Annotated in this window: 21 protein-coding genes; 3 read left to right on the top strand and 18 right to left on the bottom strand. The window is 44.5% G+C overall.

Annotation, left to right across the window (positions count from 1 at the left end):
* Positions 1-50 precede the first annotated feature (50 nt).
* Both GC093_RS14320 and GC093_RS14315 read right to left on the bottom strand, forming a co-directional pair.
* Positions 51-917 (bottom strand): SDR family oxidoreductase, encoded by an 867-nt coding sequence (locus GC093_RS14320; RefSeq protein WP_171652549.1) that lies wholly within the window; start codon positions 915-917, stop codon positions 51-53.
* Between the two features lie 402 nt (positions 918-1,319).
* Positions 1,320-1,925, bottom strand: a complete 606-nt coding sequence (locus GC093_RS14315) for a histidine phosphatase family protein (RefSeq protein ID WP_171652548.1) — start codon at positions 1,923-1,925, stop codon at positions 1,320-1,322.
* Between the two features lie 254 nt (positions 1,926-2,179).
* Between GC093_RS14315 and GC093_RS14310 the strand changes: the two genes are divergently transcribed.
* Positions 2,180-3,019, top strand: a complete 840-nt coding sequence (locus GC093_RS14310; protein ID WP_171652547.1) for a metallophosphoesterase — start codon at positions 2,180-2,182, stop codon at positions 3,017-3,019.
* A gap of 272 nt (positions 3,020-3,291) precedes the next feature.
* Here the strand turns inward: GC093_RS14310 and fsa are convergent, their stop codons facing one another.
* Genes fsa through zwf form a run of 3 tightly spaced genes read right to left on the bottom strand, consistent with a single transcriptional unit; the run spans position 3,292 to position 7,479 of the window.
* Positions 3,292-3,957, bottom strand: a complete 666-nt coding sequence (gene fsa / locus GC093_RS14305; RefSeq protein ID WP_171652546.1) for a fructose-6-phosphate aldolase — start codon at positions 3,955-3,957, stop codon at positions 3,292-3,294.
* A gap of 20 nt (positions 3,958-3,977) precedes the next feature.
* Positions 3,978-5,969, bottom strand: a complete 1,992-nt coding sequence (gene tkt / locus GC093_RS14300) for a transketolase (protein ID WP_171652664.1) — start codon at positions 5,967-5,969, stop codon at positions 3,978-3,980.
* A complete protein-coding gene (gene zwf / locus GC093_RS14295) occupies positions 5,953-7,479 on the bottom strand; it encodes a glucose-6-phosphate dehydrogenase (RefSeq protein ID WP_171652545.1) in 1,527 nt (508 codons plus the stop codon). Before zwf ends, tkt begins: the two co-directional genes overlap by 17 nt.
* 189 nt (positions 7,480-7,668) lie before the next feature.
* Between zwf and GC093_RS14290 the strand changes: the two genes are divergently transcribed.
* The gene (locus tag GC093_RS14290; protein WP_171652663.1) at positions 7,669-8,547 is read left to right on the top strand and encodes a LysR family transcriptional regulator; all 879 of its coding nucleotides are present in this window, start codon (positions 7,669-7,671) and stop codon (positions 8,545-8,547) included.
* Between the two features lie 111 nt (positions 8,548-8,658).
* Here GC093_RS14290 and GC093_RS14285 read toward each other — a convergent pair whose 3' ends face one another.
* On the bottom strand, positions 8,659-10,137 hold the full coding sequence (locus tag GC093_RS14285) for an Lsa family ABC-F type ribosomal protection protein (protein ID WP_171652544.1): 1,479 nt from the start codon (positions 10,135-10,137) through the stop codon (positions 8,659-8,661).
* A gap of 1,011 nt (positions 10,138-11,148) precedes the next feature.
* Between GC093_RS14285 and GC093_RS14280 the strand changes: the two genes are divergently transcribed.
* Positions 11,149-11,769 carry a GNAT family N-acetyltransferase gene (locus GC093_RS14280; protein ID WP_171652543.1) on the top strand — a complete coding sequence of 207 codons (621 nt, stop codon included), beginning with the start codon at positions 11,149-11,151 and terminating at the stop codon, positions 11,767-11,769.
* 247 nt (positions 11,770-12,016) lie between these two features.
* On the opposite strand, the gene GC093_RS14275 is transcribed toward GC093_RS14280, so the two are convergent.
* From GC093_RS14275 to GC093_RS14220, 12 genes are all read right to left on the bottom strand, one after another.
* Positions 12,017-13,537, bottom strand: a complete 1,521-nt coding sequence (locus tag GC093_RS14275; protein ID WP_171652542.1) for an ABC transporter substrate-binding protein — start codon at positions 13,535-13,537, stop codon at positions 12,017-12,019.
* 31 nt (positions 13,538-13,568) lie between these two features.
* The gene (locus GC093_RS14270; RefSeq protein ID WP_376768650.1) at positions 13,569-14,453 is read right to left on the bottom strand and encodes a carbohydrate ABC transporter permease; all 885 of its coding nucleotides are present in this window, start codon (positions 14,451-14,453) and stop codon (positions 13,569-13,571) included.
* A gap of 17 nt (positions 14,454-14,470) precedes the next feature.
* Positions 14,471-15,454 carry an ABC transporter permease gene (locus GC093_RS14265; protein ID WP_171652541.1) on the bottom strand — a complete coding sequence of 328 codons (984 nt, stop codon included), beginning with the start codon at positions 15,452-15,454 and terminating at the stop codon, positions 14,471-14,473.
* Between the two features lie 192 nt (positions 15,455-15,646).
* Positions 15,647-18,019: a helix-turn-helix domain-containing protein gene (locus GC093_RS14260; RefSeq protein WP_171652540.1), complete on the bottom strand. Its 2,373-nt coding sequence runs from the start codon at positions 18,017-18,019 to the stop codon at positions 15,647-15,649.
* Between the two features lie 156 nt (positions 18,020-18,175).
* A complete protein-coding gene (locus GC093_RS14255; protein WP_312886531.1) occupies positions 18,176-19,024 on the bottom strand; it encodes an MBL fold metallo-hydrolase in 849 nt (282 codons plus the stop codon).
* 86 nt (positions 19,025-19,110) lie between these two features.
* A complete protein-coding gene (locus GC093_RS14250) occupies positions 19,111-19,896 on the bottom strand; it encodes an SDR family NAD(P)-dependent oxidoreductase (protein WP_171652538.1) in 786 nt (261 codons plus the stop codon).
* Between the two features lie 64 nt (positions 19,897-19,960).
* The gene (locus GC093_RS14245; RefSeq protein ID WP_171652537.1) at positions 19,961-20,731 is read right to left on the bottom strand and encodes an SDR family NAD(P)-dependent oxidoreductase; all 771 of its coding nucleotides are present in this window, start codon (positions 20,729-20,731) and stop codon (positions 19,961-19,963) included.
* Between the two features lie 64 nt (positions 20,732-20,795).
* A complete protein-coding gene (locus GC093_RS14240; protein WP_171652536.1) occupies positions 20,796-21,620 on the bottom strand; it encodes a sugar phosphate isomerase/epimerase family protein in 825 nt (274 codons plus the stop codon).
* 36 nt (positions 21,621-21,656) lie between these two features.
* Positions 21,657-22,712, bottom strand: a complete 1,056-nt coding sequence (locus GC093_RS14235) for an oxidoreductase (RefSeq protein WP_171652535.1) — start codon at positions 22,710-22,712, stop codon at positions 21,657-21,659.
* A complete protein-coding gene (locus GC093_RS14230; RefSeq protein ID WP_171652534.1) occupies positions 22,709-23,458 on the bottom strand; it encodes a sugar phosphate isomerase/epimerase family protein in 750 nt (249 codons plus the stop codon). Before GC093_RS14230 ends, GC093_RS14235 begins: the two co-directional genes overlap by 4 nt.
* A gap of 52 nt (positions 23,459-23,510) precedes the next feature.
* The gene (locus tag GC093_RS14225) at positions 23,511-24,620 is read right to left on the bottom strand and encodes a Gfo/Idh/MocA family protein (RefSeq protein ID WP_171652533.1); all 1,110 of its coding nucleotides are present in this window, start codon (positions 24,618-24,620) and stop codon (positions 23,511-23,513) included.
* 203 nt (positions 24,621-24,823) lie between these two features.
* The gene (locus GC093_RS14220; RefSeq protein ID WP_171652532.1) at positions 24,824-25,774 is read right to left on the bottom strand and encodes a phosphotransferase; all 951 of its coding nucleotides are present in this window, start codon (positions 25,772-25,774) and stop codon (positions 24,824-24,826) included.
* Between the last annotated feature and the right edge of the window lie 11 nt (positions 25,775-25,785).

Raw genomic sequence — 25,785 nt, 5'->3', positions numbered from 1 at the left:
GTCACTTTAGACCTTCTGGGACAACCTCTTTGATTGTTTCGCGAGCTAAATTAAGACTGAATTTCGTTTACGATTTGACGGAGAGCCTCTTCAATAGGCGTAGTCGGACGTCCTAGCAACTTCTGAAAATCATTACTCTCGACTTCCAATGCTCCATCGCGAATCGCACTCTGAATCCCAACCAGAATCGGAACGACCGGTTCTGGTACGCCTGCGCTGCTCATGATGCTGGCATAAGTAGCGTCATCCACTTGTTGAACCGGAACTTCCCGGTCCAAGACGCCGGCAAGGATCGATACCAACTCTTCTTGCGTTATAGGCTTACCGGACAGCTCATAAACGGTATTCTCGTGGCCTTCGCCACCCAGAACCGCTGCAGCTGCTTGTGCATAATCGCGGCGGGTCGCCCAACCTACTTTGCCGGGTCCGGCAGACGTCAACCAAGTCGCTCCTCCAAGGACCGCTTGAATGCTTCCGGTCTCGTTCTCCAAGTACCAGTTGTTGCGCAGGAAGGAATAAGGAATCCCCGTGGTTTTAATGGCTTCCTCAGTGGCACGATGCACCGGTGCAAGAAAAATCGGATTTTCGCTTGCATTTCCTAGGCTGGTATACGCAATAAAACCGACTTTAGCGCGCTGAGCTGCTGCTACGGCAGTGGCATGCTGGCGAATCCGAGTTTCGTTATCGCCGTCCGTGGACACAATCAAGATGCGGTCGATACCCGTGAACGCTTTGTCTAGCGTTTCCGGTTGGTCAAAATCCCCATGTCGTACGTCCACGCCACGGGCACGAAGGCTCTCCGCTTTCTCTGGGTTGCGTACGCTGACGGCCAGATTCTCGGCTGGCACGGTTTCTAATAAAGTCTCTATTACAATCGATCCAAATTTCCCTGTTACGCCTGTCACCAAAATTTTCATCGTAATAATTCCTCCAATTTGTTTAATTTATTATTACCATGTCGTTATAACCACTTCGGTTACAACAACGGCATAAAAAAGCTCTATGAGCTTATTACTACCAATGAAATCGCCGGTACAATCTTTGGAGCTAATGCCGACTAGAGAAAGGATGTGACGGCAATGGAATATCTGCTACTAATCGGCTTCACTTAGTACCATCACCGTTGTAACCATTGTAGTTACTACAGATCAAAATGTCAACACATAACCCGCAGGAAATTAATTAATACGAAGTGCTTATCCCGAATTAATTAACATCAACTCAAAATTCTTTTATAGGTTATGAAACAAGCCTCTAAGATAGGTATGTCATTCGGCAGCACTTTTTTACAATGTTTCTTGTTAACTTACTAAGCATCCTTAAGATTTTAAATGTTCTACTGATGCAAAGACATCTAATTTGTAATTTCCGCTTTCATAAATTAGCTTTGTTATCGAGCACTCACGAACCAGGTCGCTTTGTACTGCAACAAAATTAGGGTGCCATACATTTAGTTGGTTCTCGGTAAATGTATTAACCAGAAAATCAGTTATTAAACCTCCATGAGTAACTATTACAATGTTACTTTCATGCGGATGTTTCTTTGCCATTTCTAATAATAATGAGGATAAGCGTGCACCTGCCTGCTTCGCAGAATCACCTACGGGTGGTATAAAGTCGGGATCACGTGTACATCGCTCCCACATCGTGACAAATTCATCAAATGTTTGTTCAGGTAAATCCCCCCAGTTAGCACGTTCACGCAAACGACTATCCTCTGAAATAGCTGATTTCGTTTTTAATGCAATACATTCGGCGGTTTCTTTCGCCCTTCGGAGTGGACTCGTGACTATGGTTGTTATTGGTAAGTTACAAAAACTTTGAGCTGTCGATTGTGCTTGTAATATACCTTTTGGGGTAATTGAGACATCTCCAATCGCCCTTACTTTTATAGCATGCCTTACAAGAAAGAATGTTGTGCTCATTCTACATGCCTCCTTTTGTTTTTTCAAAATCAATTCGATAAACATCTAATTATACATTGATCTAAATTATATTTTACTGCTCTCTCTACAGCATAAGCTACAGGTAGTTTTATTATAATAATTTTGTCGTAGGTTCTTCTCTATTTAGGTTTACGGACCGTTAATTGGCCAATTACCCTATACATAACAAGATGTGTTGAATATAAATGTTAATACAATCAACGCTTCCAAAAATGGTAAAAGGGTGAACTAAGATGAAAAAAATTGTCGCGCACAAAATGACCAAAAGACTCAAACCCCGCACTAAAATCCAACCAGGACGCATACGGGCGGCTATTGACCAAGTAATCCGATTTGCTGTTGTTGGCGATAGTCATGTTGGGTACGGGAATAGCATAAACACATTTAAAAGCCTATTGCCCAAAGTTGTAAGCAGCGGTAATAAAAAGTTTGTTATTTTTGGCGGAGATAATGCTCAAGCGGGAGCTAACCACGGAAAATTCGCCCAACAGCGCTATAAGGATTTCAAGACTACGGTTGATGCAGTTTTGCGAACAAAAAACATCCCTTATAAGGCGTCTATCGGAAATTGGGAAACAACCACACGAGGTTTATTTAGACAAAATTTAGGCAGTGTTGCGGGACAAATGAATTTTCCGGGTACCCAAGGGAAGGTGCAATACGTCTGGTTAGATAATGCTCCTGGCCAATTCAGTACCGAGAGTATAAATCTTTTAAATAAATTAGATGCCAACCATTACTATATTATTGATTTTCATTGGCCGCTGAATGTTAAAGGGATTACCATCACCGATCCTTCCCATGTTCTGAGTCTTGCTGAAACAAATAAATTTTTTAAAGCTATCCCGTCTGCAGCTAGAGATAATGTATTAGCTATTTTCACACACCATGCACATAAATTTTATCAGAAAAATACGAACATCTATCCTGGTTTTACGAAAACGAAATTTTTTGTATGCGGATGTTCCGGGGATTATAAATGCAACCCGACTGGCGGGCGTGGTTATTACGATGCCACCTTAACCATCCACAATAATCAATACTCGGTAAAGGCTCTCGCAGTACACCAATGAAATAATCGTGCGCGGCTGCAAAGTAATGCTACTTGAAAACAGAAAGACGGTACTGCAGGAGCTATTTAACGATTCAGATGATAACAATGGCTACAATAAGTAGAATTTATTATGGAGACTTGGAAACGTATAGGTGAAGGCACTTATTCTCTTTTCCACCGGAGGTTGTCAATAGTAATAAAACAAACAGGCAGTCTTGGACGCGTTAATATCCTAGACTGCCTTTATATTATATTTTTGAAAATTTGTATATCGTGGTTAAATTGCTACTATTATTGGACTGCTTTTTTCCAATCGGCAGCGAATTTTTCCATGCCTTGATCTGTTAATGGATGCTTAGACATTTGTTCGATAACTTGAAATGGAATCGTCGCAATATGTGCTCCTGCCATCGCTACACGAGTCACGTGATCCGGATGACGGACAGATGCTGCGATAATTTGAGCGTCCAGGTTATGAACACGGAACAGCTCTGCAATTTTGGCTACTAACAGAACTCCATCTTCGGAAATATCGTCCAAGCGGCCAAGGAATGGAGAAACATAAGTTGCACCAGCACGTGCTGCTAGCAAAGCTTGGTTGACGGTAAAGATCAAAGTAACGTTTGTTTTAACACCTTTTTTCGTCAAGTAGCGGCATGCTTCTAGACCTGCTAAGGTCATTGGAAGCTTGATCGTGATGTTTTTGTCTCCTCCGTTGATTTTGATTAACTCATCAGCTTGTGCGATCATGTCTTCTGCTGTTTCAGCCTCTGGAGTAACCTCAGCAGATACTGATTCAACATCTGGAACAGCTTGCAAGATTTCAGCAATACGGTCTTCAAACTTCACGCCTTCTTTGGCAACCAGGGAAGGGTTTGTAGTTACACCAGACAGAAGTCCAACTTTATACGCCTTTTTAATATCCACAAGATTAGCCGTATCGATAAAAAATTTCATGATTGTATTCCTCCATTTTTTTAATTAGTAAGTAATTCTTTAGACTGTTGAACCACATTGCTTATTGAAAAACCAAAGTATTCCATTACCTCATTACCGGGTCCAGAAGCGCCGAATGTATCAATAGACAAAACCTTGCCGTTTGGACCTGTGTAACGTTCCCATCCTAACGAAATGCCAGCTTCAATAGCTATCCGCTTCGAGATGGAAGACGAAAGAACAGTCTCCTTATACGCTTCGGATTGACGATCAAATAACTCTCTGCTTGGCATGGCAACCACACGTACGGAGATGTTATCCCGCTCAAGCTCCTCTTTGGCTCGCACAGCTAGAGAAACCTCAGATCCGGTTCCGATAAGGATGATATCCGGTTTATTGTTGGTTTCCGTCAAGACATAAGCTCCCTTGGTTACCCCTTCAACATTGGCCTTAGTCGCTTCATAAACAGGCAGGTTTTGTCTACTAAGCACAAGGGCTACCGGACCTTCTTTTTGCTGCAAGGCATATGCCCAAGCGCTTGCCGTTTCATTCGCATCAGATGGTCGAATTACCGTAAGTCCTGGGATTGTTCGAAGTGCAGCCAGATGCTCGATCGGCTCATGAGTGGGTCCATCTTCTCCAACGGCAATTGAATCATGGGTGAACACATAAATAACAGGCAACTTTTGGAGAGCAGCCAAACGTATAGAAGGTCGCAAATAATCGCTGAATACGAAGAAGGTGCTCACAAATGGCTTTACACCTCCATGTAATGCCATGCCGTTACCAGCCGCACCCATCGCATGCTCACGGACGCCAAAATATATATTACGTCCAGAATAGGATCCAACGGCAAATACTTGCTCACCTTTTATAGTGGTCATCGTGGAATGCGATAAGTCTGCACTGCCTCCAAAAATAGAAGGAACTGATTTAATAAAGTGATTGATTGCCTCACCACTTGCTACACGGGTTGAAATAGATTTGGAAGAATCAAACGTAAGTACGTCTTCAGTATCAATCACGACAGAACCATCGATGACTTGCGTAAGCTCCTTGCCTAGCGAAGGATAATGTGCAGTATAGGAAGCTACTAATTGGTTCCATTCTTCTTCTTTTGCCGCACCTTTAATTTTAAGCTGGTTAAAGTGAGCTTTGACATCTTCTGGAACTGTGAATTCTTCCTCATACTGCCAACCATAGGCATCTTTTGTTGCCTTTGCCTCTTCTTTGCCAAGCGGATTTCCGTGTGCTTTGTTAGTTCCTGCTACCTTACTGCCATACCCAATGATCGTCCGTATTTCGATAAGCGTTGGTTGCGAGTGGTTATTCTTAGCTGCTTGGATCGCTTCAGCAATTTGCGAAACGTCGTTACCATCCTCAACTCTTAGATATTCCCAATGAGCCGATTCTGCTCTTTTTTGGATATTTTCGCCAAAAGAAAGGTTTAATTCCCCATCCAATGAGATGTCATTAGAATCATACAATACGATCAATTTGTCAAGTTTCATATGTCCCGCCATTGACATGGCCTCGTAAGAGATCCCTTCCATTAAACATCCGTCTCCAACAAGCGCATACGTATAATGATCGATAACCGGGAAATTGCTTTGATTGAATTTTGAAGCCAGATGAGCTTCAGCCATAGCCATTCCAACAGCCATGGCAATCCCTTGTCCCAAAGGCCCTGTTGTTGCATCTACACCATCCGTGTGACCAAATTCAGGGTGCCCAGGTGTTTTGCTATTAAGTTTGCGGAACTGCTTTAAATCATCAATTGATACCTGATACCCTGACAAATGCAGGAGACTATAGAGTAAAGCCGAACCGTGACCTGCAGAAAGCACGAAACGATCGCGGTTAAACCACTTCGCATGGCCTGGATTATGATTTAACAATTTGGCCCAAAGGGCATATGCCATCGGCGCAGCTCCCATTGGGAGTCCTGGATGACCTGAATTTGCGCTGTTTATTGCATCAATAGACAAGGTTCGAATGGTATCTATGGCTAACTGTTCAATCGTTTGTGTGATAGGCATATTTTTCTCCTTTTATAGTTTCTACTTCTTGTTCAGGTTTGGAATCAAACCACCAATGATAACCGTCTTTAGCCAGTAACTCATCGGATTCGGCTGGTCCGTAGGTGCCCGCCTGATAGTGATGGAGTGGAACTAGATTCTCCTCAAAAGCATGTAAGATGGGTTGAACCCATTTCCATGACAATTCAACCTCATCCCAATGCGCGAAGAACGTCGGATCTCCATGCAAAGCATCGTAAAGCAAATTTTCGTAAGCCTCAGGCATATCTTGACGACTCGTATGAAAGTCGATATGAATGGGCTTGAACTCACCTTTATGCTGAGGATCTCTCGTATTTAATTGCAACGTGATACCTTCATTAGGACTAATTTCAAACACCAAAAGATTAGGTATATTACTTTCATTGTTTGCTGAGGATTGCTGCTTTAACGGTTCTTTGAACTCAATAACGATTCGTGTAGATTTCTCCTTCATTCTTTTACCTGTTCGGATATAAAAAGGTACTTCGCGCCAAAATGCTGCATCTATTCGCAATTTAGCAGCGATAAACGTATCATTCATGGATGTTTCAGCAATATTGGGCTCAGAAGTATAACCGATTACTGGATTCCCTTGTATGGTCCCTGCTTTGTACTGGCCACGGACTACATTGGAAATTACATCTTGCTTTTGCAGAGGTTCGAGTGATTCCATAACCTTCTTCTTTTTAAGTCGCACCTCTTCAGAGGTACTGTTCTTCGGAAGATGAATGGCCAGCATCATAAGCAATTGCAGCATATGATTTTGGAACATGTCCCTTACAGCACCCACTTGATCGTAATAACCTGCTCTTTCTTCAACACCAACGGTTTCGTTTGCCGTTATCTGTACATTGGCAATGTAACGATTGGTCCATAATGCATCAAGGACTGAATTATTCTGCTGCAGAATTCCAAGCTCCTGCACCATCGGTTTCCCAAGATAATGATCAATTCGAAAAATTTCTTCTTCCGCAAAGGCTTTGCTGAGCTTTTGATTTAAATCCCGAGCAGACTGTAAATCATGACCGAAGGGCTTTTCTATCAATAAACGCTTCCAGCCTTTCGCAGAGCCCAGCCCACTTTCTTTGATATTGGATGCTATGACGTCAAAGTATTCAGGTCCAACGGATAAATAGAATATTCGATTCGGTGGTAGTGCCAACTCATCTTCTCGCTGTTCAATCCGTTGCAGCAGCCTTTGATAATCCTCTTTATGGCCTATATTTAAAACATTGTAATGGAATGAGCTTATGAAGTTTTTAATTAACACAGGATCGTTTGCTTCACGTCTGGAATAATCATGAAGAGATTGCTCGACTCTTGCCTGAAACTCTTCATCAGACAGCTCTCTCCTTCCCAGCCCTATTACAGAAAATGATTGCGGCAGCTTCTGATCAACAAACAAATTATACAAGGCAGGATAAATTTTTCTTTTAGCTAAATCCCCTGTCGCTCCAAATAAAACAAATGATGTAGGCTCCATTTGCATTTCTCCTTCCAGCCTAGCTTCTTAACTAACTCTCATGATCAAAGGTAAGCAATCAAAGCCTAAAATCGACATATTTCGCATCCCTGAACTGAAAGTCTGGCATCTCTTTCTTAGTTCAACTATAATACAAATATCAATCATACATGTAATTAATATATTTTACAGGAGCTATAGACCGTGTCTATGATCAATTATGAGCTATATAAGGTTTTTTATTGGGCTGCGAAGACTGGCAGCTTAACTCAGGCCGCCAAAGCCTTGTACCTCACCCAACCGAGCGTCAGCCACGCTATCAAGCAGCTTGAAGACAGCTTTGGCATCACCTTGTTTTACCGGAATTCCAAAGGAGTTTCTCTTACGCAAGAGGGCACCATACTCTATTCCTATATCGAGCAGTCTCACATCTTAATTTCGTTAGCAGAAAAGAAAATGGCCGAACTTAAAAATCTGGACAGCGGCGAGCTGAAAATCGGCGGAAGTGATTCGTTGTTTAAGCATTATTTGCTGCCTTTCTTAGAAGAATTTCATCAACAGCATCCTGATGTAGGCCTTTCTCTGATTCATGGAACTACGCCTGAAATCATTACTTTCTTAAAGGAAGGCAGAGTCGACCTGGGCGTGGTTCGTATGCCAATTATCGATTCTCAACTCGAAGTGAGGGAAGGTATTCAGCTGCAAGATTGCTTTGTAGCGGGGGCGCGTTATGCTGCCGAGCTTAAGGACAAGGTGCTATCGCTGAAGCTGCTGCTTCAGTACCCTATCATTCTGTTCTCAAGGAATAGCCGCGCACGAATGGCCATTACGGAACTATTTCAAGACTACGGCTATGAACTCAAGCCTGAGATTGAAGTTGGAAGCGTGGATCTTCTCATCGAGTTTGCACGGAAAGGTCTCGGAATCTCTTACGTAACTAGAGAGTTCGTTTCTCAAGAGCTCGAAGATGGCTCCCTATTTGAAATTCAATTAGATGTGCAGCTGCCGCCGTCTCAAGTCGGGATTATGATCATGCGTAACACGCCACTTTCAAGTGCGGCAAGTAAGTTCATTGAGCGTATTAGATAGGAAAAAAGACATTAAAAATCGGATCAAGCTTGTGTCGCGAGCTGTACACATAAACTTGATCCGATAAAGGATTGTTTGCAGTTCATTTCTGCCTTCCATTACGAAATATCATCAGAGTTCAATGAACTTTGTAGCAATATTTTTGCAAAATTCACTATCATGCTCCACAAAAAGAATGGTTGGTGAGTATTCAAGTAGTAAGTCTTCAATTTGCATGCGAGAAATAATATCAATAAAATTAAGCGGTTCATCCCAAATATGCAAATGAACTTTCTCACAAAGACTTTTTGCAATCAGCACTTTCTTCTTTTGGCCGCCGCTAAAAGAAGAAATATCCTTTTCAAATTGAACTCTAGAAAAATCAAGTTTTCTTAAAATAGATTTAAAAAGGCTTTCATCAATCCCATTGTCTCTAGCGTAATCCGTTAAATTGCCTTTTAAATGTGAGGTGTCCTGTGAAACATAGGATATTTTAAGCTGACTTCCCTTTCTGAAAGTGCCAGTATAGTTTATATTCTCACCGCAAATAAGCTTGATAACACTTGATTTTCCTGAGCCGTTTTTACCTGAAAGCGCAATTCGCTCACCTTGCTCAATAATAAAACTTACATCTGTGCAAACCATCTTGTCACCGTAATAAATTGAAACATTTTCAAGCTCAGCTAGTTGGCTTTTATGAAAAGCAAGCTGTGAGATCTTTAAGCTATCAGAGCTTTCAATATTTTTAAGGAGCTTAGACCTTTCATCAATAGCAGATTGCTGTCTTTGTTCAATCACTTTAGAGCGTTTCATCATTTTAGCAGCCTTGTGACCAACATACCCTTTATCTACTTTGGAACCGGAATTTCTTGTGCCGTTTTTAGTTTTTTCCACTTCGTGTGACCAGTTGCTCGTTTGTTTAGCAGAATCGGACAAGCGTTTAATATCTTTTCTTAGCTTTTCGTTCTCTGCAAGCTCATAGTTATCTTGTCTCTTTTTATTTTCCCACCAATCGGAGAAATTACCTTTTTGAATTTCAACATTGGTCATATTAATTGAAAGTATATGATCTACGCAATTATCAAGAAATGATCTGTCGTGAGAGACCAGAATAAACCCGCTTTTGGTCTTGAGATAATCACTGACAATTTTTCGTCCATTCATGTCAAGATGATTGGTTGGTTCATCAATTAACAGAAAACTATTTTCCTTAAGAAACAATGTAGCCAGTAACACCTTCGTTTGCTCTCCGTTCGACAATGAATCAAAGGGCCGATACAAAACATCCTCAGAAACCTTAAGCAACGAAAGTTCACGCAGTAATTTCCAGTGAAGATAGTCTGGTACAATGTCGTTGATTACATCGAGTGTATTATTATCCTTGTTTTCGACATGAAAAGGGAAATATTCAAAACTGACATTAGCAGAAATATTTCCACTGTATTCATATTTACCAAGCAATAAGTTGAGAAATGTTGTCTTACCTCTGCCGTTCCTTCCTGTAAACCCCAATTTCCAATCGGTATCTATTTGAAAACTTACGTTTTCAAATATGTTATCGTAACTGCCATCATAGGCAAACGTCAGATTTGTAACATTTATTAAAGACATGAGATTATCCTCCTATACGAAAAAATCGCTTTTATAGTGGCTAAACCTCAAAATCAGTGCTAGCCCCTCTCTCGATTATCTGCCTGCACAGAAGCCTGCAAACATACAGTTATTTTCGATTAAAATATGCTGTTGAGATGAAAAACTGCAAAAAATACAGCAATTTTCATGTAAAATGATCCGATTTCAACTAAGTATGAAAATAGATGTAAATTTGCAGGAATTTATGACGGCTGCCGATAAAACCTCCAAAAGGCTGTATAAATGCAGGTTTAGGGAGTAAGCACTGGCTTTGAAAATTGTTTTGTATGTTATATGCTGATTCTAGGACCTTCTCAATACCCCTTTTCTCACTTCCATTAAAATTGTAATTAGATAATAAACATAAGTCATTATCTAAATGTGCGTGAAAGAACTCCGCGAATGAACTCTTTTCTCCAACCAAAGTGTCCGTAATCATTCACACTATTTCCGGGTATCTCTTCGACAATCATTAAGGAGAGCCCTACTAAATCGTTTTTATGTTCAAAATAGATGACTTTAGGAACACAAAGACCCTGTTTTCATTCAAATGAGGATTCTTTCCTCTATTATGGTTTACCTCATTTTACAACATTTATTCTTTCGTAAAATATGACAGTCTTATTATAGCTAAACTATCCTGACCGCTCGTATCAATGATCAATTCGCTAAAGCTCCTCGTCATCATTTAATCTAGAATTAATTTTTACACGGGAATCCATACAGGTTCTTGTGTTCGTATGGCAACTATGTTCTATTGTCGCTACTGCATTGTCGCTACTGCAAAATCCCTACTGACACCCCATACCCTATTTAGGAAGTTAAGTGAAAGGATTGAATGACTCCTATCAAGTTACTATGTAAATATCCAATTCGCACAGTAAGTGGCCTAGTAAAAAATTAGTAAATTGGTACTTTTCAATTGTCAATTTCCCTTGTATCCTAATTTACTAGTTACATGTACATGGACAACAAAAGGAGACAAAGGCAATGAAAGTTGAATCCGTTATATTGCAAGGAGTAAGGATAACCCTTATTCCCATGGAAGCTTCTCATATCACCTCGCTTTATGAAGCGCTGAACGATCCAGAAATATGGACGTATTCCCCTCCCGGCATGCGAAGTGTAGACGATATGAAAACTTATGTGGAGACTGCTTTAGAAGAACGAGTCAGAGGAGTTGCTATGCCTTTTGTCATTCTTGATATGGAAACAGATCGTCTAGTAGGGACGACTAGATTTGCTGACATTTCCACCCATCATAGACATCTCGAAATCGGTTGGACTGCTCTTGCCCGAGAAGTGTGGAGAACCCGCGTAAACACCGAGTGCAAATATTTGCTGCTGAAACATTGTTTTGAGACTTTAGGTACAGTTCGTGTACAGCTTAAAGCCGATTCCCGCAACACCCGTTCATTAAGGGCGATTGAGCGCATTGGCGCTATTTCGGAAGGAATACTTCGTAGTCATCGAATTTTGAGCGATGGCTACATCAGAGATTCAGCTTACTATAGCTTTATAGTATCAGATTGGCCGGATGTAAAAATGAGGCTAGAAAGCATGCTTGCTGGGTCAGATAGCCATACGGAAGGTGTGAACCTGAGGCCGTAAGGAAGTTGAGTACCGCTAGCCAGCGACTTTGGTAACTATCGGTGCTTGAAGGGCGATGAACTGAAAGCACCGACGACACACCTCTGATGTTAAGTCTCCACACTTCTGGGGATATAAAGTTAGTCCGGCTCATCTCTTGCATGAGCTAAAATCCCTTATGACATAACTAAAAAAAGCCGCATTTAAGCGGCTTTTAATATGAAGTAACCATAGTAGTATACTTCTGCTTCTGTCCTGGATCAGCAGCCTATTTCCCCTGTTTGGCCTTCCATGCGTCCAGCTGCTTCTGCACTTCGGCCATCACTTTAGGCTGGCCCGCCTTTTTGTATTTCTCGATAAATTCGTTGTATTTTTGCGCAGGGTCGACGGTACCCGTACTTAACGACGGCAAATATTCATCCTCCACCGCTTTCATGTTGGCGATTTCGGTCTTTACCGGATCGAGATTAAAGACGAAGCCCGTCAGGACAGAAGGATTTGCCGATTCATTGAGCTTTTGAGTTTCCTCCCATGTTCCTGAAGGCTGCCCTTCCTGCAAATACGAGTTAAAGACGTTGCCGAACACCCATGATTGGTTCGGGGCATAGCCGCCATTCGGAATACTTTTTACATGATCTGCATCAACTTTGTTGTAATGCTTGCCATCGATTCCATAGCTGATCAGGTTGAACAGCTCCTTATCCGAATTCAACAACTCCAGAAACATCATGGCTCGATCGGGATTTTTCGAGTTGCGGCTAATTCCCATCGCGGAAGACAAATTGATCGCCGGCAGCGTTACACCCGATGTATACAAGGCTATAACATCGTTGCCGCCCATCGTCACCCTTTCCTCGCCTTCCCGTCCCGGCTTGAGTACGTTATGGAAGATTGCGGCGACTTTTCCTGTCATTTGCAGCTCAGTAATCGATTTAGAGGTAGCTGCGTCCTGATTGATGTAACCTTTTTTAAACCAGTCATGCAGCTTGGGCAGCAGATCTTTGTATTCAGGCGTTTCGTAGGTCGGTACCAGCTTCAGCGATTTGTCTCCTCTGTATATCGATACCCCTGACGTAACGCCTTCCAAAATCGGATTTAACATCCCACCGGTCGCGCCAAGCCGGCTTATACCGTATGGAATAACATCCTTTTCACCCGCCTTCAGCTTGGCAAAAAACGACTCCATATCGAAAGGATTTTTAATATCCGCCGGATTCAAACCGTATTTATCGGCATACCGCTTTTGCACCAGAAAGCCCGATCTTTCCGTCACTGTCTGGTAGCTGAGCACGGCATATGTTTTTCCGTCGATTTTTGAGAAGTTCCATACCGATTCTGGACGGCTCTTTTTTAGCTTGGGCGCATTTTTGTCAATCAGGTCGTCCAGCTGCAAGAAAGCGCCTTTGGCCACGTTTTGGTCCATTTTGAAGTTCCAGTGCGACGTCCAGATTATATCCATCGGTTCATTGGCCGCTACCATCGTATTCATCTTTTGCTCATAACTGCCGATGTCGATCGGACCCATCTTGATCGTCGCGTTCAGCTTCTCTTTGGTTATTTTGTTTACCGCTTCTTCGATCGTTTTTTGGTCCTGCTGCATTTTGTTCATCGGATAGTACCAGATCAGCTCCACCGGCTTCAAATCAGGCTTGCCATTATCGGCCGGTTTCCCCGGCTGTGCTTCCGGCTTGGCTGCTCCACCACCGCCGCTGCATGCGCTCAACATCGCCGCACAGAGCAAGCCGGCCATTGTAACCCTCAATCGATTTCCATTTGATAGCGCTGTCATTTTTGTCGAAACCTCCGCCCTTATTATAGAATTAACCCTTTAACGAGCCTACCGTCAATCCTCTCACAAAATATTTTTGGAAAAACGGAAAAATAAAAAGCATCGGCCCTGCTCCTAAAATGGCCATCGCCATTCGCGCCGACAAATTCGGGAACTGTGACATATCGATGGTCATTGTGGACATAAATTCAGTATTCGATCGCAAAAACTCAATTGAGTTCATAACTCTGTACAGCAGCAGCTGCAAAGGCACCAGCTTCTCCGCATCGATAAACAGCAGCCCCAGCCACCAATCGTTCCAATAAGTGAATGAAATAAACAGTCCTACAGTCGCCAATGCCGGCGTGGACAGCGGCAATATGAGGGTAAAGAAGATCCGAAACTCGCTCGCTCCGTCCATTTTGGCCGATTCGATAATCTCCAGCGGGATTTTTTCGAGAAAGCCTTTCATCACCATCACTAGAAACGGGCTGATCAAATAAGGCAGAATAAGCGCACCGAGCGTGTCTTTGAGATGCAAATACTGCGTCACCAAAATGTAGAAGGGTACGAGTCCGCCGTTAAACAGCATCGTGAAAAATACGAAAAGCGTTGTTATCCGTCTGTAGCGGTAATCGGGCCGCGAGATCGTATAGGCCAGCATGGTGGTCAACAGCAGTCCGCAAGCGGTTCCAAGAACGGTAACTAGAATTGTGATGCCGTAAGCATTGAGCAAAATGCCAGGCGCTTCAAACAGTGTGTTGTAGGCACTAAGACTGAATTTGCTTGGTATAAACCGGTAGCCTTCGGAGCTGAGGGTCAGTTCATTAGTAAACGATACAGAGATGATAAGTAGTAGAGGAAGCAGCATAACCAGGGTAAGCGCGATAAAATAAGCATGAATCAGCCACTGCAGCGGCGAAATTTTGGAAAGCACGGTAGCTTACCCCCTTCCTACCATAAGGCGTTTTCGTGGTTGATTTTTTTGATGATAGCATTGGTGCAGAGCACTAGTACAAGCCCGACAACCGATTGGTAGAGTCCGACCGCCGTCGACATGCCCAGGTCGCCCACAACCTTCAACGAACGGAACACATACGTATCGATGACATCCGTGGAGGAGTAAATCATGCCTGAGTTGTTCGGAATAAAGTAAAACAGTCCAAAATCGGCGCGGAATATTTTGCCGATATCCAATATGAATAAAATCAGGATAAGTGGCGTGAGCAGCGGTATAGTAATTCGTGTAACCACCTGCCATCGTCCGGCGCCGTCGATTTTCGCGGCCTCATAATAGCTGGAGTCCAGTCCGATAATGCCGGCATAGTAGATCAGCGTGGCAAAACCAACATTTTTCCATAAATGCACCAGGTTCAAAATGACCGGCCAATACTGCGCCTCTTGATACCATTTGACCGGATCCATACCATACTGAATTAACCATTGATTAATAAATCCTTTCTCATGATCGAGAAAAGCGAGCGCAATATAACCTACAACTACCCACGATAGAAAATGGGGCAGAAACAAGGCTGTCTGGTATACTTTCATGAACCGTTTGGTTACCTCGTTCAAGGCGATAGCAAGAGCCAAGGCGATAACCGTTGTCAGCAAAATAAAGCCCACATTGTATAAAATCGTATTTCTCGTAATCCTGAACGCATCCTCAGAGGTGAAAAAAAACTCAAAGTTTTTGAAGCCAATCCAGTTGCTGCCAAGAATACCTTTGTCATAGCGAAAATCTTTAAATGCCAAAATCAAACCGATCAACGGCAAATAAGAAAAAATAAGCTTGAACAAAACCCCCGGAAGCGATAGAGCCAGCAGCTCCCGGTTTTTTTTGAATGCTCCGCGCTTTCCCGGTGCTTTGCCCGTATAAAGAGCCGAGGCCGCAGTGCTTGACTGGCTGACGGATGGAGCCGTGTTCTCCGGGTTCAATCGTTTCACCTCTTTTCCATAAATTTGATTCTTTCGAGCATGGAGTGCCTCCCCCGCTTCTCCAACATAATACGGTATTAGGTCAGCGGGCTACTGCCAGTTGTATAGATTTATGCAAGAGCCTATACCATTTTTAAACTTTACTGCCTAGTGAATACATGGCTGCGAGTCACGGCTCTGATATGAGAACTTTCAGTTGAAATCCAGCAGCTGCTTGACCCGGTATTCCTTTGGCGTGACGCCGAATTTCTTTTTAAACTGCCGAAAATACGAGCTTTGATTGCTGAAGCCAACCCGATCCATAATGTCGGTGATGTTATATTGCTCTTTGCCGAGCATCTCCAGTGTGATGTTTAACCGAACCCCGTTGATATAGTCCGCCACAGACATGCCGACACAGCTTCTAAACATCCGCCCCAAGTAAACAGGCGACATTTTGACCATCGAGGCAATCTGCTGCAGATTTAAGTTTTTGTCCGCATAATGTTCTTCAATAATTTCCTTTATCGCATCGATCAAAATTGCATTCTTATTTTCTTCGCACTGCTTCATCTGCTCAAGAAGGCGCTCTATGAGCGAATCGAAGGCTTCTCTGATCTCGTCCAGCTGTTCCATTTCCATAATTGTCCTGTTAAATTCCTGCAAATCGAGGTCAATCGGGATGAGCCTGTGCTGATTCATTTCACGCATCGTGTTTGATACAATTAAGGAAAGCCGCAGCATATTGAACAGCACGTGATCTGCATGTAACCCAGCGATACAACCGAATATCCGGTCCAGTACCGCGGCTATTTGCTGCCGGTTGCCCGCCTTGAGCTCCTCAATAAATTTCTCCTCCACCTTCTCCGGCAGGTGCAGCTCCCGGTTGTTCAAATTGTGCTTCACCCGATCCGTCGTAATAATCTGGCCGGTTCCGCAAACCATCCGGTATCGGACAAGACTTAATGATGCCCCATAGTACCGGGTAATGTCCTCATAGCATGGAATCGGATCACTTAGCGCCACAGTGGAGGAAATCCGATAAAACGCCAGAATCGTATCCTGAATTTCCTGCAGTCGGATAGCTGCCGTCTTCAGAATGGTATCCCAGTCAGAGTCATCGACCGAAATGAGCACCGCCAAATGGTCGCCGCGCATATCGACAGTCTCGTTACAGAATGATTTGTCCATAATCTCTTTAGTGATGTTTCTAATAGCGAACTTGTAAAGTCTGAGGTCGGCTTGCTTCGCCTTATGCGACAGTGCCGAATAATGTTCGATGTGGAGAACAGCCAGCAGATAGGGGCCGTCTGTCTTTAATTGAAGATGGTTCTGATCGATGCATTCCCTCATCTCCGATGATGTAATCGAGGTGCTGTCCATAATCAGCTTACGCACGTAATAATGCTTCACTAATGACATTTTGGCATGCGAATCGCGCTCGATTCCCCGCATTTTTTCCAGCACATGCGTATAGACCGAAGACATGTACAGCAGTTCGTCCTTTTCACTGAACGACGCCTTGTCCTCACGTCGCGTATTTTTGCGGAATTGCTCCATCATCGTTTCGATAGGGCGGTACAGCTTATGAGAAATGAACAGCGAAAGGAGTGCCGCAAGCGGTAGGAACAGTAACGTTACGACAATCGATGTATTGCGCATCCGGTCCAGCTTGCCGATAATGTGCTCGTAAGGCTGTACGATAACCAGCTTCCACTGATAGGTGTCGAAATTCAAGTGGGTGACAATTGTTTTTTCACCGTTAAACGTACCGATGAAGGTGGATGAGACATTGTTCGATAGACGGTTCCCGCCTCGCTTATCGTCCAAAGCCGCAGAGAGTGCATTGCTGTAGCTCTTCGGTTCACGGTTCGGAGTAAAAATATTACCGCTTTCATCCATTATGAAAATATGGTTTCCCGGCTCGGTGCCAACCCCGTTTACAGTCTTCATATTGTCGAACAGCCATTCTGTCTTTACATTCAAAATTAACGCATTATCCATTACGCCTTGATCGGAATCTTGACTGATCTTCTCGTCGTAAATAAAAAAAGAAAATGCGTTGATTTCATTACGATCATCAGTTCCCCGGCTCATGCGCATAGGAATTAGTTTCAGCTTGGGGACTTCGCTTGTGGAACCGATATAATCTTTCAGCAACAGCACGTCGGGGTCGGTATTTGCGGCCAAGCCGGATGCCGTAGAGTAATAACAGCCGCATTTACCGTTATAGATGACGATCGATTTCAGGAAGGTTGTGGAATCTACGATTTTCTCCAGCCGGCGCAGTTTGTTAACCACGTCGAACGTTTCTATTTCGTTATGGGTCATTAAGGGCAGGATTTGGTTGTCGGAGTAGGTTGACGTTGCCAAGTTTTTAACCAGTTCGTTCATGTACTGAATATTGAAATTCATTTGAGTCAACACTTTTTTGTTCGCATCTTCCTGCATATCAAGCAAGACGGATTCTGAGTTATAGTAAAACGCAAACGAAAAAAAAGCCATGAACATAATCATCAATAAGGTGATGGAAAGCAGCATTCGTTGAAAATATTTCCGCGACTTGTACAGTTGAAAAAATTTCATTTTGCTCACCCCACATTCAAAGCATCCTTTGATGCTTGAAAGGACTGCCTCAAGCAGTTTAACTTACCGCTTATGACAGCCCCGACTGTTAATCGATGTTCAAGCATATTGCAAATTGACATTATTGAATTAGCATTCCGATAATACTCATCCGTCCTACTTCGTTAATGCTGCAGCGGAAACATAAACGAATCGTTCAAATCTGGCCAGAACATGGAATTTCTGTTCTGGATAATGTTCATATAAATAATCGACGAAATACCCGGGCTTCTCGCTGTTTCCCGCAAACATATCGTAGTGCAGCGGAATCACCGTCTCTATTTCCGCCGCAACCGCCAGCTCGGCAGCTTCCCGGTAGTTCATGTTGCCAACCAGCCCTCTAGCCCACCTAAACGCATCGCGTCCGTTAATTGGCAGCATGCCGAGATCGATATGTTCGGCCTTCAGGCTGTCGATCAGACCGGGATAAATAACCGTATCCCCGGCATGATACAGGGTGACGCCGTTAAGCTCCAATAAGTATCCTACATACCGATGATCACGTGCCGGGTCGTAGTCCAACTCCTCATGCGCGGCCGGCACCGGCTTGATCCTGACGCCGTCGCCTTCCCACCATTGACCAGTTGCAGCATCCAGCAGCTTCCCAGGTGATACACCCAAATCCAGCATTTGACTACGGCAAAAACCTGGAGCAATAAATAGGGTGCCGTTGTCTTTTTGAGCCAGCACGCTGATTGTAGATGGGTCCAAGTGGTCGCTATGCTCATGCGTAATTAAGCAATAAGCTGCGTTAGTTACATCCTCCGGCCGAAATGGCGCTTGGAATACTCTGGCCTTCTGGGCTGCCAAATAAGGGTCAATATAAATGATCGTATTCCCACCCTTGATGACGACGCTCTCCTGGCCAAGAAACCAAATTGCCAGCATGCCATATGGCATATGCGTTTTATCCATTTCACGAATCATTGCGTCACTGGTGCGTCTCTTGTCAGTTTGCTTGTTCACGGTTATATCTCCTTCCATTTATAACTGTCTTGACTTATTCGACGATCGTCATTTAGAGTCCTTCCAATAAAAATAGATATAACCATTTAATTCCAACAAACGATCGTTTCGCCTGTCAATATATCGGATTGCGGTCCACATAAGAACAATACGATTTTCGACATATCCTCTGACTTAGCAATCCGCTGTAACCTGGACCGTCCTTCTTCACTGGCCACGGTTCTCGTCGCCAAAAAACGGGCTGTATAGGTCGGAGCTGGAGAAATGCAGTTGACATTGACGTCAAATGGCCTAAGCTGTTCGGCAAGGCAGCGTGTATAATGGGTAATTCCCGATTTCGCCGCTGCGTATATCATTCCTCCGCGAACGGGCATATGTGCGGCGGTAGAACCGACATTGACGATTTTGCCGGAGTGGCGCTCGCGCATATGCAGCCCTGCAAATTTACACGCGAACATGGTGGATAGCAGGTTGCGGTCCACAACAGCTCGAATATCTTCTACGGAAATGTCCAGTGCATCGTTCGGCTCCGGGCGCGGCGTATGAAGTCCGATGTCCCCGCCGGCGTTGTTGATCAAGATATCAATCGAGCCGAGAGTTTCGATTGACTGGCGGATTAGCGCTTCCACCTGATCCGGATCCCCCATATCCGCTGCAATAAATTTAGTTCTAACGCCATTCGCAGAAGCGATTTCATCTGCTACAGCGCTGCCCGAGGCCGCTTCGTTGAATCGCGCCGCTGCTTCTTCATTGATATCATGGATAATGACATTGGCTCCCGCACGAGCCAGTGTTTCGGCATATTGTCTTCCGAGCCCCCTGCTGGAACCTGTTACAATTGCATTTTTCCCTCTTAAATCTATAGCTGTCATATTCATCACCTCATCGGATTATAGGTATTACTCGCGGTTGCGATCCTGTATTATGCTTTACCATTCATAACCCTAGTCCTCCATTGATGTGCAGCTCAGTACCGGTTATTTGGCTGGCTTCTTCGGATAGCAGGAAGACCGTTCCATGAGCTATATCTTCCGGCGTCTGCATACGGCCGCTTGGGATGTACGACTCAGCTCTTTTTCGCAATTCATCGGGACTTAAACCTCTGTTCTGATGCAGCTCAATTTCTCCTTCGGAGGCTACCCAGCCGACTGTAATCCAGTTGGACCTGATACGATCTCTTCCATAATGACCTGCGATATGACGGTTTAAAGTCAGCATCGCTCCCTTTGAGCACGAATAAGCGGCCAGTTCCTTCCCACCTTTGTAGCCGTTCGTGGAGCCTATTTGGACGATGGAGCCGCCCCCTGTCTTCAGCATGGACTGAATCGCGTACATCGAACAGAAAAAAGAGCCTTTGATGTTGACTGCAAAAATGGAGTCGAACATCTCCTCTGGAGTATCGGTCATCGTTCCGCGCGGAAATATGCCTGCATTGTTGACAAGACCGTCAACCCTTCCGAATCGGGCCTCCGTTTCATCGATCAGCTGCTTGCAAGCCGGCTCCCTGCTGATATCTCCTTTTATAAAAAGGGCCTCCGTCCCGTATTTCTCCTGGATGTTATGAACAACCCGCTCACCGTCGCGCTCATTTCTTCCATTAATCACGACCCGTGCCCCTTCGCTGGCCGCCATCAACGCAATGCCTGCTCCGATTCCTTTGGTTCCTCCCGTAACGACTATAACCTTTCCTGCTAATCGGTTAGCCATCGACTTCATGCCCCTCTCCTGCATTTATAATGCGTGTTCAGATGGTGACTTCTTGAACAACCTCTTACAAACGGTACGTATTGAAGATCGACTCCAAACCTGACTTGGCGACTTCAAGGGCACTCTTCTCACCGTAACTTTCGATAAACAATTCCAGTGACAAATATCCGTTATAGCCGATATCGTGCAATGAGGTTGCAAGCTGACGTGACGGAGCGCTGCCTTCGCCTGGAAATACACGGTCACGATCAACAATCGTCTCTCTTGACCGCTCGGCAGGGTAATCGTTCACGTGCACAATGCCGATTCGCTCCCCGTTCAAATACTGCAGACCGTTCATATTGCTGCCCCCGGTATACATATGAAACGGATCGACGAGAAGCCTGGCGTCAGGCACACCGCTTGCCATAGCCACATATACAGCTTCACTAAGTGTGGAGAGCGTCTTGGCCCTCCCCCAAAATTCCACGTAAGGCTCAATCCCAATTCGTATCGCTATATCCGAAAGCTCCGCATAATGTGCCGCCATCCGCTCCAACGAAACAGCCCCAACGTTCCCAAACGGGGGTGCCGCCACAGCCGTGCAGCCCAATTCTGCAAGCATGATCATCTCGCGCTCCGCCTGCTTAAGACCCTTCGCTCGTTCAGAATCATCCGCATCCGCCCATTTAAAAAACGCAATCGCATTAACAACCGGGATGCCGACGTCAGCAATATACCGCTTCAGCTCTTGGAGCATCCCTCCGTTGGACAGATAGGTATCCACATCACGGATCCAAATTTCAATGCCTTCATAGCCGGCCTCCGCGGCAATTCGTACTTGCTGCTTGATATCTAGCTTGAAAGGGAATAAGGTCGAAGTATTCAATGCCGGTTTAAATGGAAACATCGGACTAGTCCTTTCTATTCTCGAAATACATACTATTTATAGCTCAACCTGTATCGTCTTTTGTTTCCGACTGCTTTGCAGTGCCAGCTCTATCAGGCGAATAGCTGATCGCGCTTGCTCCGGCTTTACCTCGAGCTCGCTAATCCCCCTGATATGATCCGCGATATTTTGATAATAGGACGTATAAGAGCCTTGAAGTGTCTCGATGCGACCTTCCACATGAAGGCCTCCTATGTACGTATTCAGCTTGCCCCATAGCTCCGCTGGCTCCATCCCCCAGCCTGACGACGCAGGCGTCAATCCCCGCTTTAATGCTTCCTCCTGCGGATCGATGCCGTATTTGATGAAAGAACCTTTCGTTCCATGTAGAATATAGCGCGGGCTCGGCTCGCGAACAAGCTGCGACGATTGCAGGTTCACCTTCAGCCCGCTTTCGTAGCCAAGCGTCACATCGAAATAATCGTCCGCCAAGGAGCTTTCCCGCTGAATCCGGATGTCTGCGCGGATCGTCTGCGGGAGCCCAAATAAGCAAAGCGCTTGATCAAGAAAATGCACACCGAGATCATAAAACACACCTGCTCCTTGTGAGTCGCTGTTTCGCCATTTGCCCATCGCTGCAATCGGATTGTAGCGGTCCCAATGAAACTCGCATTCGGTCACATTACCGAGGAGCTCCTGCTTAAGCAGCTCGTGGATAGTCAGAAAATCACCGTCCCAGCGGCGGTTATGGAATACGCTCAATACTTTGGCTTGTTCTTTCGCCAGAGCGATCAACTCATCGGCTTCGGCCGAAGTGGTAGTAAACGGCTTCTCTACAATAACGTGCTTTCCCGCCAGAAGCGCGTCCTTCACAAACAGATAATGATCGGTGCTTGGTGTCGTGACTACGACCAAGTCAATGATGTCATCCTTATATAAATCCCGGACATCGGAAACCACCTTGACCCACGGGTACCGTTCTTTGGAATTGGTTGTATGGCGCTCCACCACTGCTGCCAGCATCAAATCGGGCACGCATGTAATGACCGGCGCATGGAAGGTCCGGCCAGAGAAGCCGTATCCGATCAATCCGACCCGAATGTGTTCGTTCATTCAACAACACCCATTTTTCTTAAATTTGTGAAGCTGATTTCCAGACTTTCGAAGGGCGATCGGCGGGAGCCATCCTGCTCGACCACCAGCCAGTTTGTACCGATTTCCTTCGCCGCCTTAACGATGTCGGGGAAGTCAAGGACACCTTCTCCGATTTCCGCGAAAAACTGCTCCTCGCCTGGCTCCATATCCTTGATGTGGAGGAGCGGACACCGATTCGACAGCTTACGCAGGTAATCCGCCGGATCTTCGCCGCCTCTCTTTACCCAGTATGTATCCAATTCCATCTTGACCAGCTCGGGGTCGGTTTCGCGAAGTAAAATATCGTATGCATATTCACCGTCATATCTCGTAAACTCCCAATTATGGTTATGATACAAAAATTGGATGCCCCGTTGTCTGCAGCTTTCACCGATTCGATTGAAAAGTGCCGCAGACTCGATGACCGCTTGCTTCGAGTCAAATCTGGAGGAATGCGCGATCCAGCCCCCGCCCACTTCCTGCAAATAATCGATTAACGCGTCAAGACCGTCGGTCAGCACATCGATTCTTGCGTGCGCACTGATGACCTGAAGTCCCAGTCTTTCCAAATGGCCTTTCTGCTGACCGATCGTCATGCCTTCTGGGGGCGGCCCCAATTCAATTCCGTGATAACCGATCTCCGCCACCTTTTCCAATGAACCCAAGTAATCCTGCTTCATTTCTTCGCGTATCGTATACGGCTGTACAGCAACCGGAAATTTCATGATCTCGCACATCCATTCATTATTATGATTTAGTGAATTCAGATAGCTTGGTCTACGTATCCAGCAGATTGTGTTTCAAACTGAGCGGTAATGGTGATGGGCGGTCGCAAGTAGCCTTAACAGTGACATGCCTTCCTGTTTCCGCAGATTCATGGATTCCAATCATTACGTCGAGCACATGCCGAGCCAAAATACCGCTAGCGCGATGAGCTCGTCCTGAGCGAATCGCATAAGCCATATCGGCAACACCGATGCCTCTACTGTTTTCGGTAAATCCATGTGAATACGGAAACTCCTTGACTTCACCGTTTTGCTGCTTGATCATTAGTGGGCCGCTGAAATTGTTCGGGTCGGGGACGTACAGGATGCCTTCCGTTCCGTAAACTTCCATACGCGGCGTATATTTGAAGCCCTCCTTCGCAGCCTGCAGCCCTGCAATGACACCATTGTCAAATTGGAGTGAGGCCGCTATGTTCGTCGGCGCTTCTATTGGTACGGTTTTGCCATAGTGTGGGGATGCCGGATTGTCGATTGTAATCTGGTGCTTCAGTTGAGCCGCGAATCCGCTGACACTACTGATAGGACCGAGCAGAAATACCATGGCTGTAAGGTAATATGGTCCCATATCGAACAATGGGTCACCGCCCAATCGAAGGAAGTTTTGAAAGTTTGGATGCAGGCCGCCGGATCCTCCGCCCATAAAAATTGTCCCATTTGCGGCATACGGGGTGCCTATCCAACCATCATCAATCAGCTTCCTGCATGTTTGCAGACCTCCTCCGAGAAATGTATCCGGAGCGCACCCGACACGAAGACCTTTGGCTTCGGCTAGGGCAAGCACTTGGTCCGCTTCTTCCCGATTTAAGGCAAACGGTTTTTCCGTATACACATGCTTACCGGATTCAAGCGCTTTCATATTGATCTGCGCATGAACCTTGGGGGCGGTCAAGTTGATAACGATTTCAATTTCTGAATCAGCTAGCAGCTCCTCAACCGAACAAGCCCTCGGGACCCCAAATTCGTCGGCCTGTTTGCGTGCCAGCTCAGGGACTATATCCGCGCATGCGACTACCTCCAAAATGTCAAACGTTTGTGTGCAGTTTTTCAAATAAATGCCACTGATTTGGCCACAGCCGATCAAGCCTACCTTCACTTTATTCATTCCAATGATCGCTTCCTTTCTGACATTAGTCTATTAGAATAAATACATCGTTATGAACGAACATTTGCAGCAGTCAGCACATCTGCCCACTTCTTCAGCCTAATACAACCGGTATTCCCGTGACTACTGTCAGTTGTATAGTTTGGTGCAATTACAAGTATCATTTTTAAACATTACTGTCTGTTCTCTTCCCAATTCACCTGCTACTTTATTTTCTGGCGAATGTTAAATAACGACTCTAACGCTGACATTCTTTTTTTGACTTTGCTCATGTTAAGAACTCCATTGTGAGTATCGTTCAATATAGGTCCCATAATTCTAAACATACAGGCTTTTAACAAATAAAGAAAAAGACCTTCGTAAATTTCCTGAGGTACATCCTCATTGAAATAGATCTTAAGAGTTGAACGGATTCTATCTAATGAAGTTGATTCTGAAAAATCCCACAAACAGGTCCAATATAAGAACTGAGATAATGAATACAATTCATTTTCGTACTCTGGTGTGAAATCAATGATGGTTTGTATTTTATTATTACAAAAGACGATATTCCCAGGTCCCAAATCGGAATGTATTAGTTGTTTATTATTTCGGTTAAAATAGTCAGCATGATCCGATAAAACTTTTTTTGCATTCTTCAATAAGAATTTGGACTTCTCTTCAAGCTCAAACTCATTCAGTATCTCTTCGACCTTATGACAAATGAACACGACTGACTTAACCTTATCCCAATTGTTGACTTCTTCTATCTCGTTTGCTTCAAAAGGAACTTCTCGAAGGATTTGATTATACTTATATAGATACTTAATAATCGAGATAAATTGCTCATCGTTATACTCTTCTAAAGCCTCGCCCGGGACATATTCGATTAAAGAGTAACCAGTTTTGGACATTAACTCATTTTCCCTTGTGGGAATAAGCCTTCCTTGAAGCAGTCCTTGGTTGTTTAAAACATTTTGTACCTTATGATATGTTTTTAGAAAGTCTAACCTTTCAACTTGTTTCAAAACATAGCTGGTTTCAGCCGTAACTATCTGATAGCAAGGGCTGCTTTTTGACATGTCTTGCAGCTCTAAGATTTCACAAACATCATATTCATTTTTTAATATTTCTTGGATGGACATGTAATTTTCAACTCCCTCTGTATTAGTCATCTAATTAATGA

The sequence above is a fragment of the Paenibacillus foliorum genome (genome assembly GCF_013141765.1).
In the GTDB taxonomy this organism is placed as follows: Bacteria; Bacillota; Bacilli; order Paenibacillales; family NBRC-103111; genus Paenibacillus_S; species Paenibacillus_S foliorum.
Note: the sequence above shows the minus strand (reverse complement) of the source record. Positions and strands in the feature narration are given on the sequence as shown.

Excerpts from the sequence above, each read along its gene's own strand:
- GC093_RS14320 (WP_171652549.1), bottom strand. The coding sequence starts at position 917 with ATGAAAATTTTGGTGACAGGCGTAACAGGGAAATTTGGATCGATTGTA.
- GC093_RS14315 (WP_171652548.1), bottom strand. The coding sequence starts at position 1,925 with ATGAGCACAACATTCTTTCTTGTAAGGCATGCTATAAAAGTAAGGGCG.
- GC093_RS14310 (WP_171652547.1), top strand. The coding sequence starts at position 2,180 with ATGAAAAAAATTGTCGCGCACAAAATGACCAAAAGACTCAAACCCCGC.
- fsa (WP_171652546.1), bottom strand. The coding sequence starts at position 3,957 with ATGAAATTTTTTATCGATACGGCTAATCTTGTGGATATTAAAAAGGCG.
- zwf (WP_171652545.1), bottom strand. The coding sequence starts at position 7,479 with ATGGAGCCTACATCATTTGTTTTATTTGGAGCGACAGGGGATTTAGCT.
- GC093_RS14290 (WP_171652663.1), top strand. The coding sequence starts at position 7,669 with ATGATCAATTATGAGCTATATAAGGTTTTTTATTGGGCTGCGAAGACT.
- GC093_RS14285 (WP_171652544.1), bottom strand. The coding sequence starts at position 10,137 with ATGTCTTTAATAAATGTTACAAATCTGACGTTTGCCTATGATGGCAGT.
- GC093_RS14280 (WP_171652543.1), top strand. The coding sequence starts at position 11,149 with ATGAAAGTTGAATCCGTTATATTGCAAGGAGTAAGGATAACCCTTATT.
- GC093_RS14275 (WP_171652542.1), bottom strand. The coding sequence starts at position 13,537 with ATGACAGCGCTATCAAATGGAAATCGATTGAGGGTTACAATGGCCGGC.
- GC093_RS14260 (WP_171652540.1), bottom strand. The coding sequence starts at position 18,019 with ATGAAATTTTTTCAACTGTACAAGTCGCGGAAATATTTTCAACGAATG.
- GC093_RS14250 (WP_171652538.1), bottom strand. The coding sequence starts at position 19,896 with ATGACAGCTATAGATTTAAGAGGGAAAAATGCAATTGTAACAGGTTCC.
- GC093_RS14245 (WP_171652537.1), bottom strand. The coding sequence starts at position 20,731 with ATGGCTAACCGATTAGCAGGAAAGGTTATAGTCGTTACGGGAGGAACC.
- GC093_RS14240 (WP_171652536.1), bottom strand. The coding sequence starts at position 21,620 with ATGTTTCCATTTAAACCGGCATTGAATACTTCGACCTTATTCCCTTTC.
- GC093_RS14235 (WP_171652535.1), bottom strand. The coding sequence starts at position 22,712 with ATGAACGAACACATTCGGGTCGGATTGATCGGATACGGCTTCTCTGGC.
- GC093_RS14230 (WP_171652534.1), bottom strand. The coding sequence starts at position 23,458 with ATGAAATTTCCGGTTGCTGTACAGCCGTATACGATACGCGAAGAAATG.
- GC093_RS14225 (WP_171652533.1), bottom strand. The coding sequence starts at position 24,620 with ATGAATAAAGTGAAGGTAGGCTTGATCGGCTGTGGCCAAATCAGTGGC.
- GC093_RS14220 (WP_171652532.1), bottom strand. The coding sequence starts at position 25,774 with ATGACTAATACAGAGGGAGTTGAAAATTACATGTCCATCCAAGAAATA.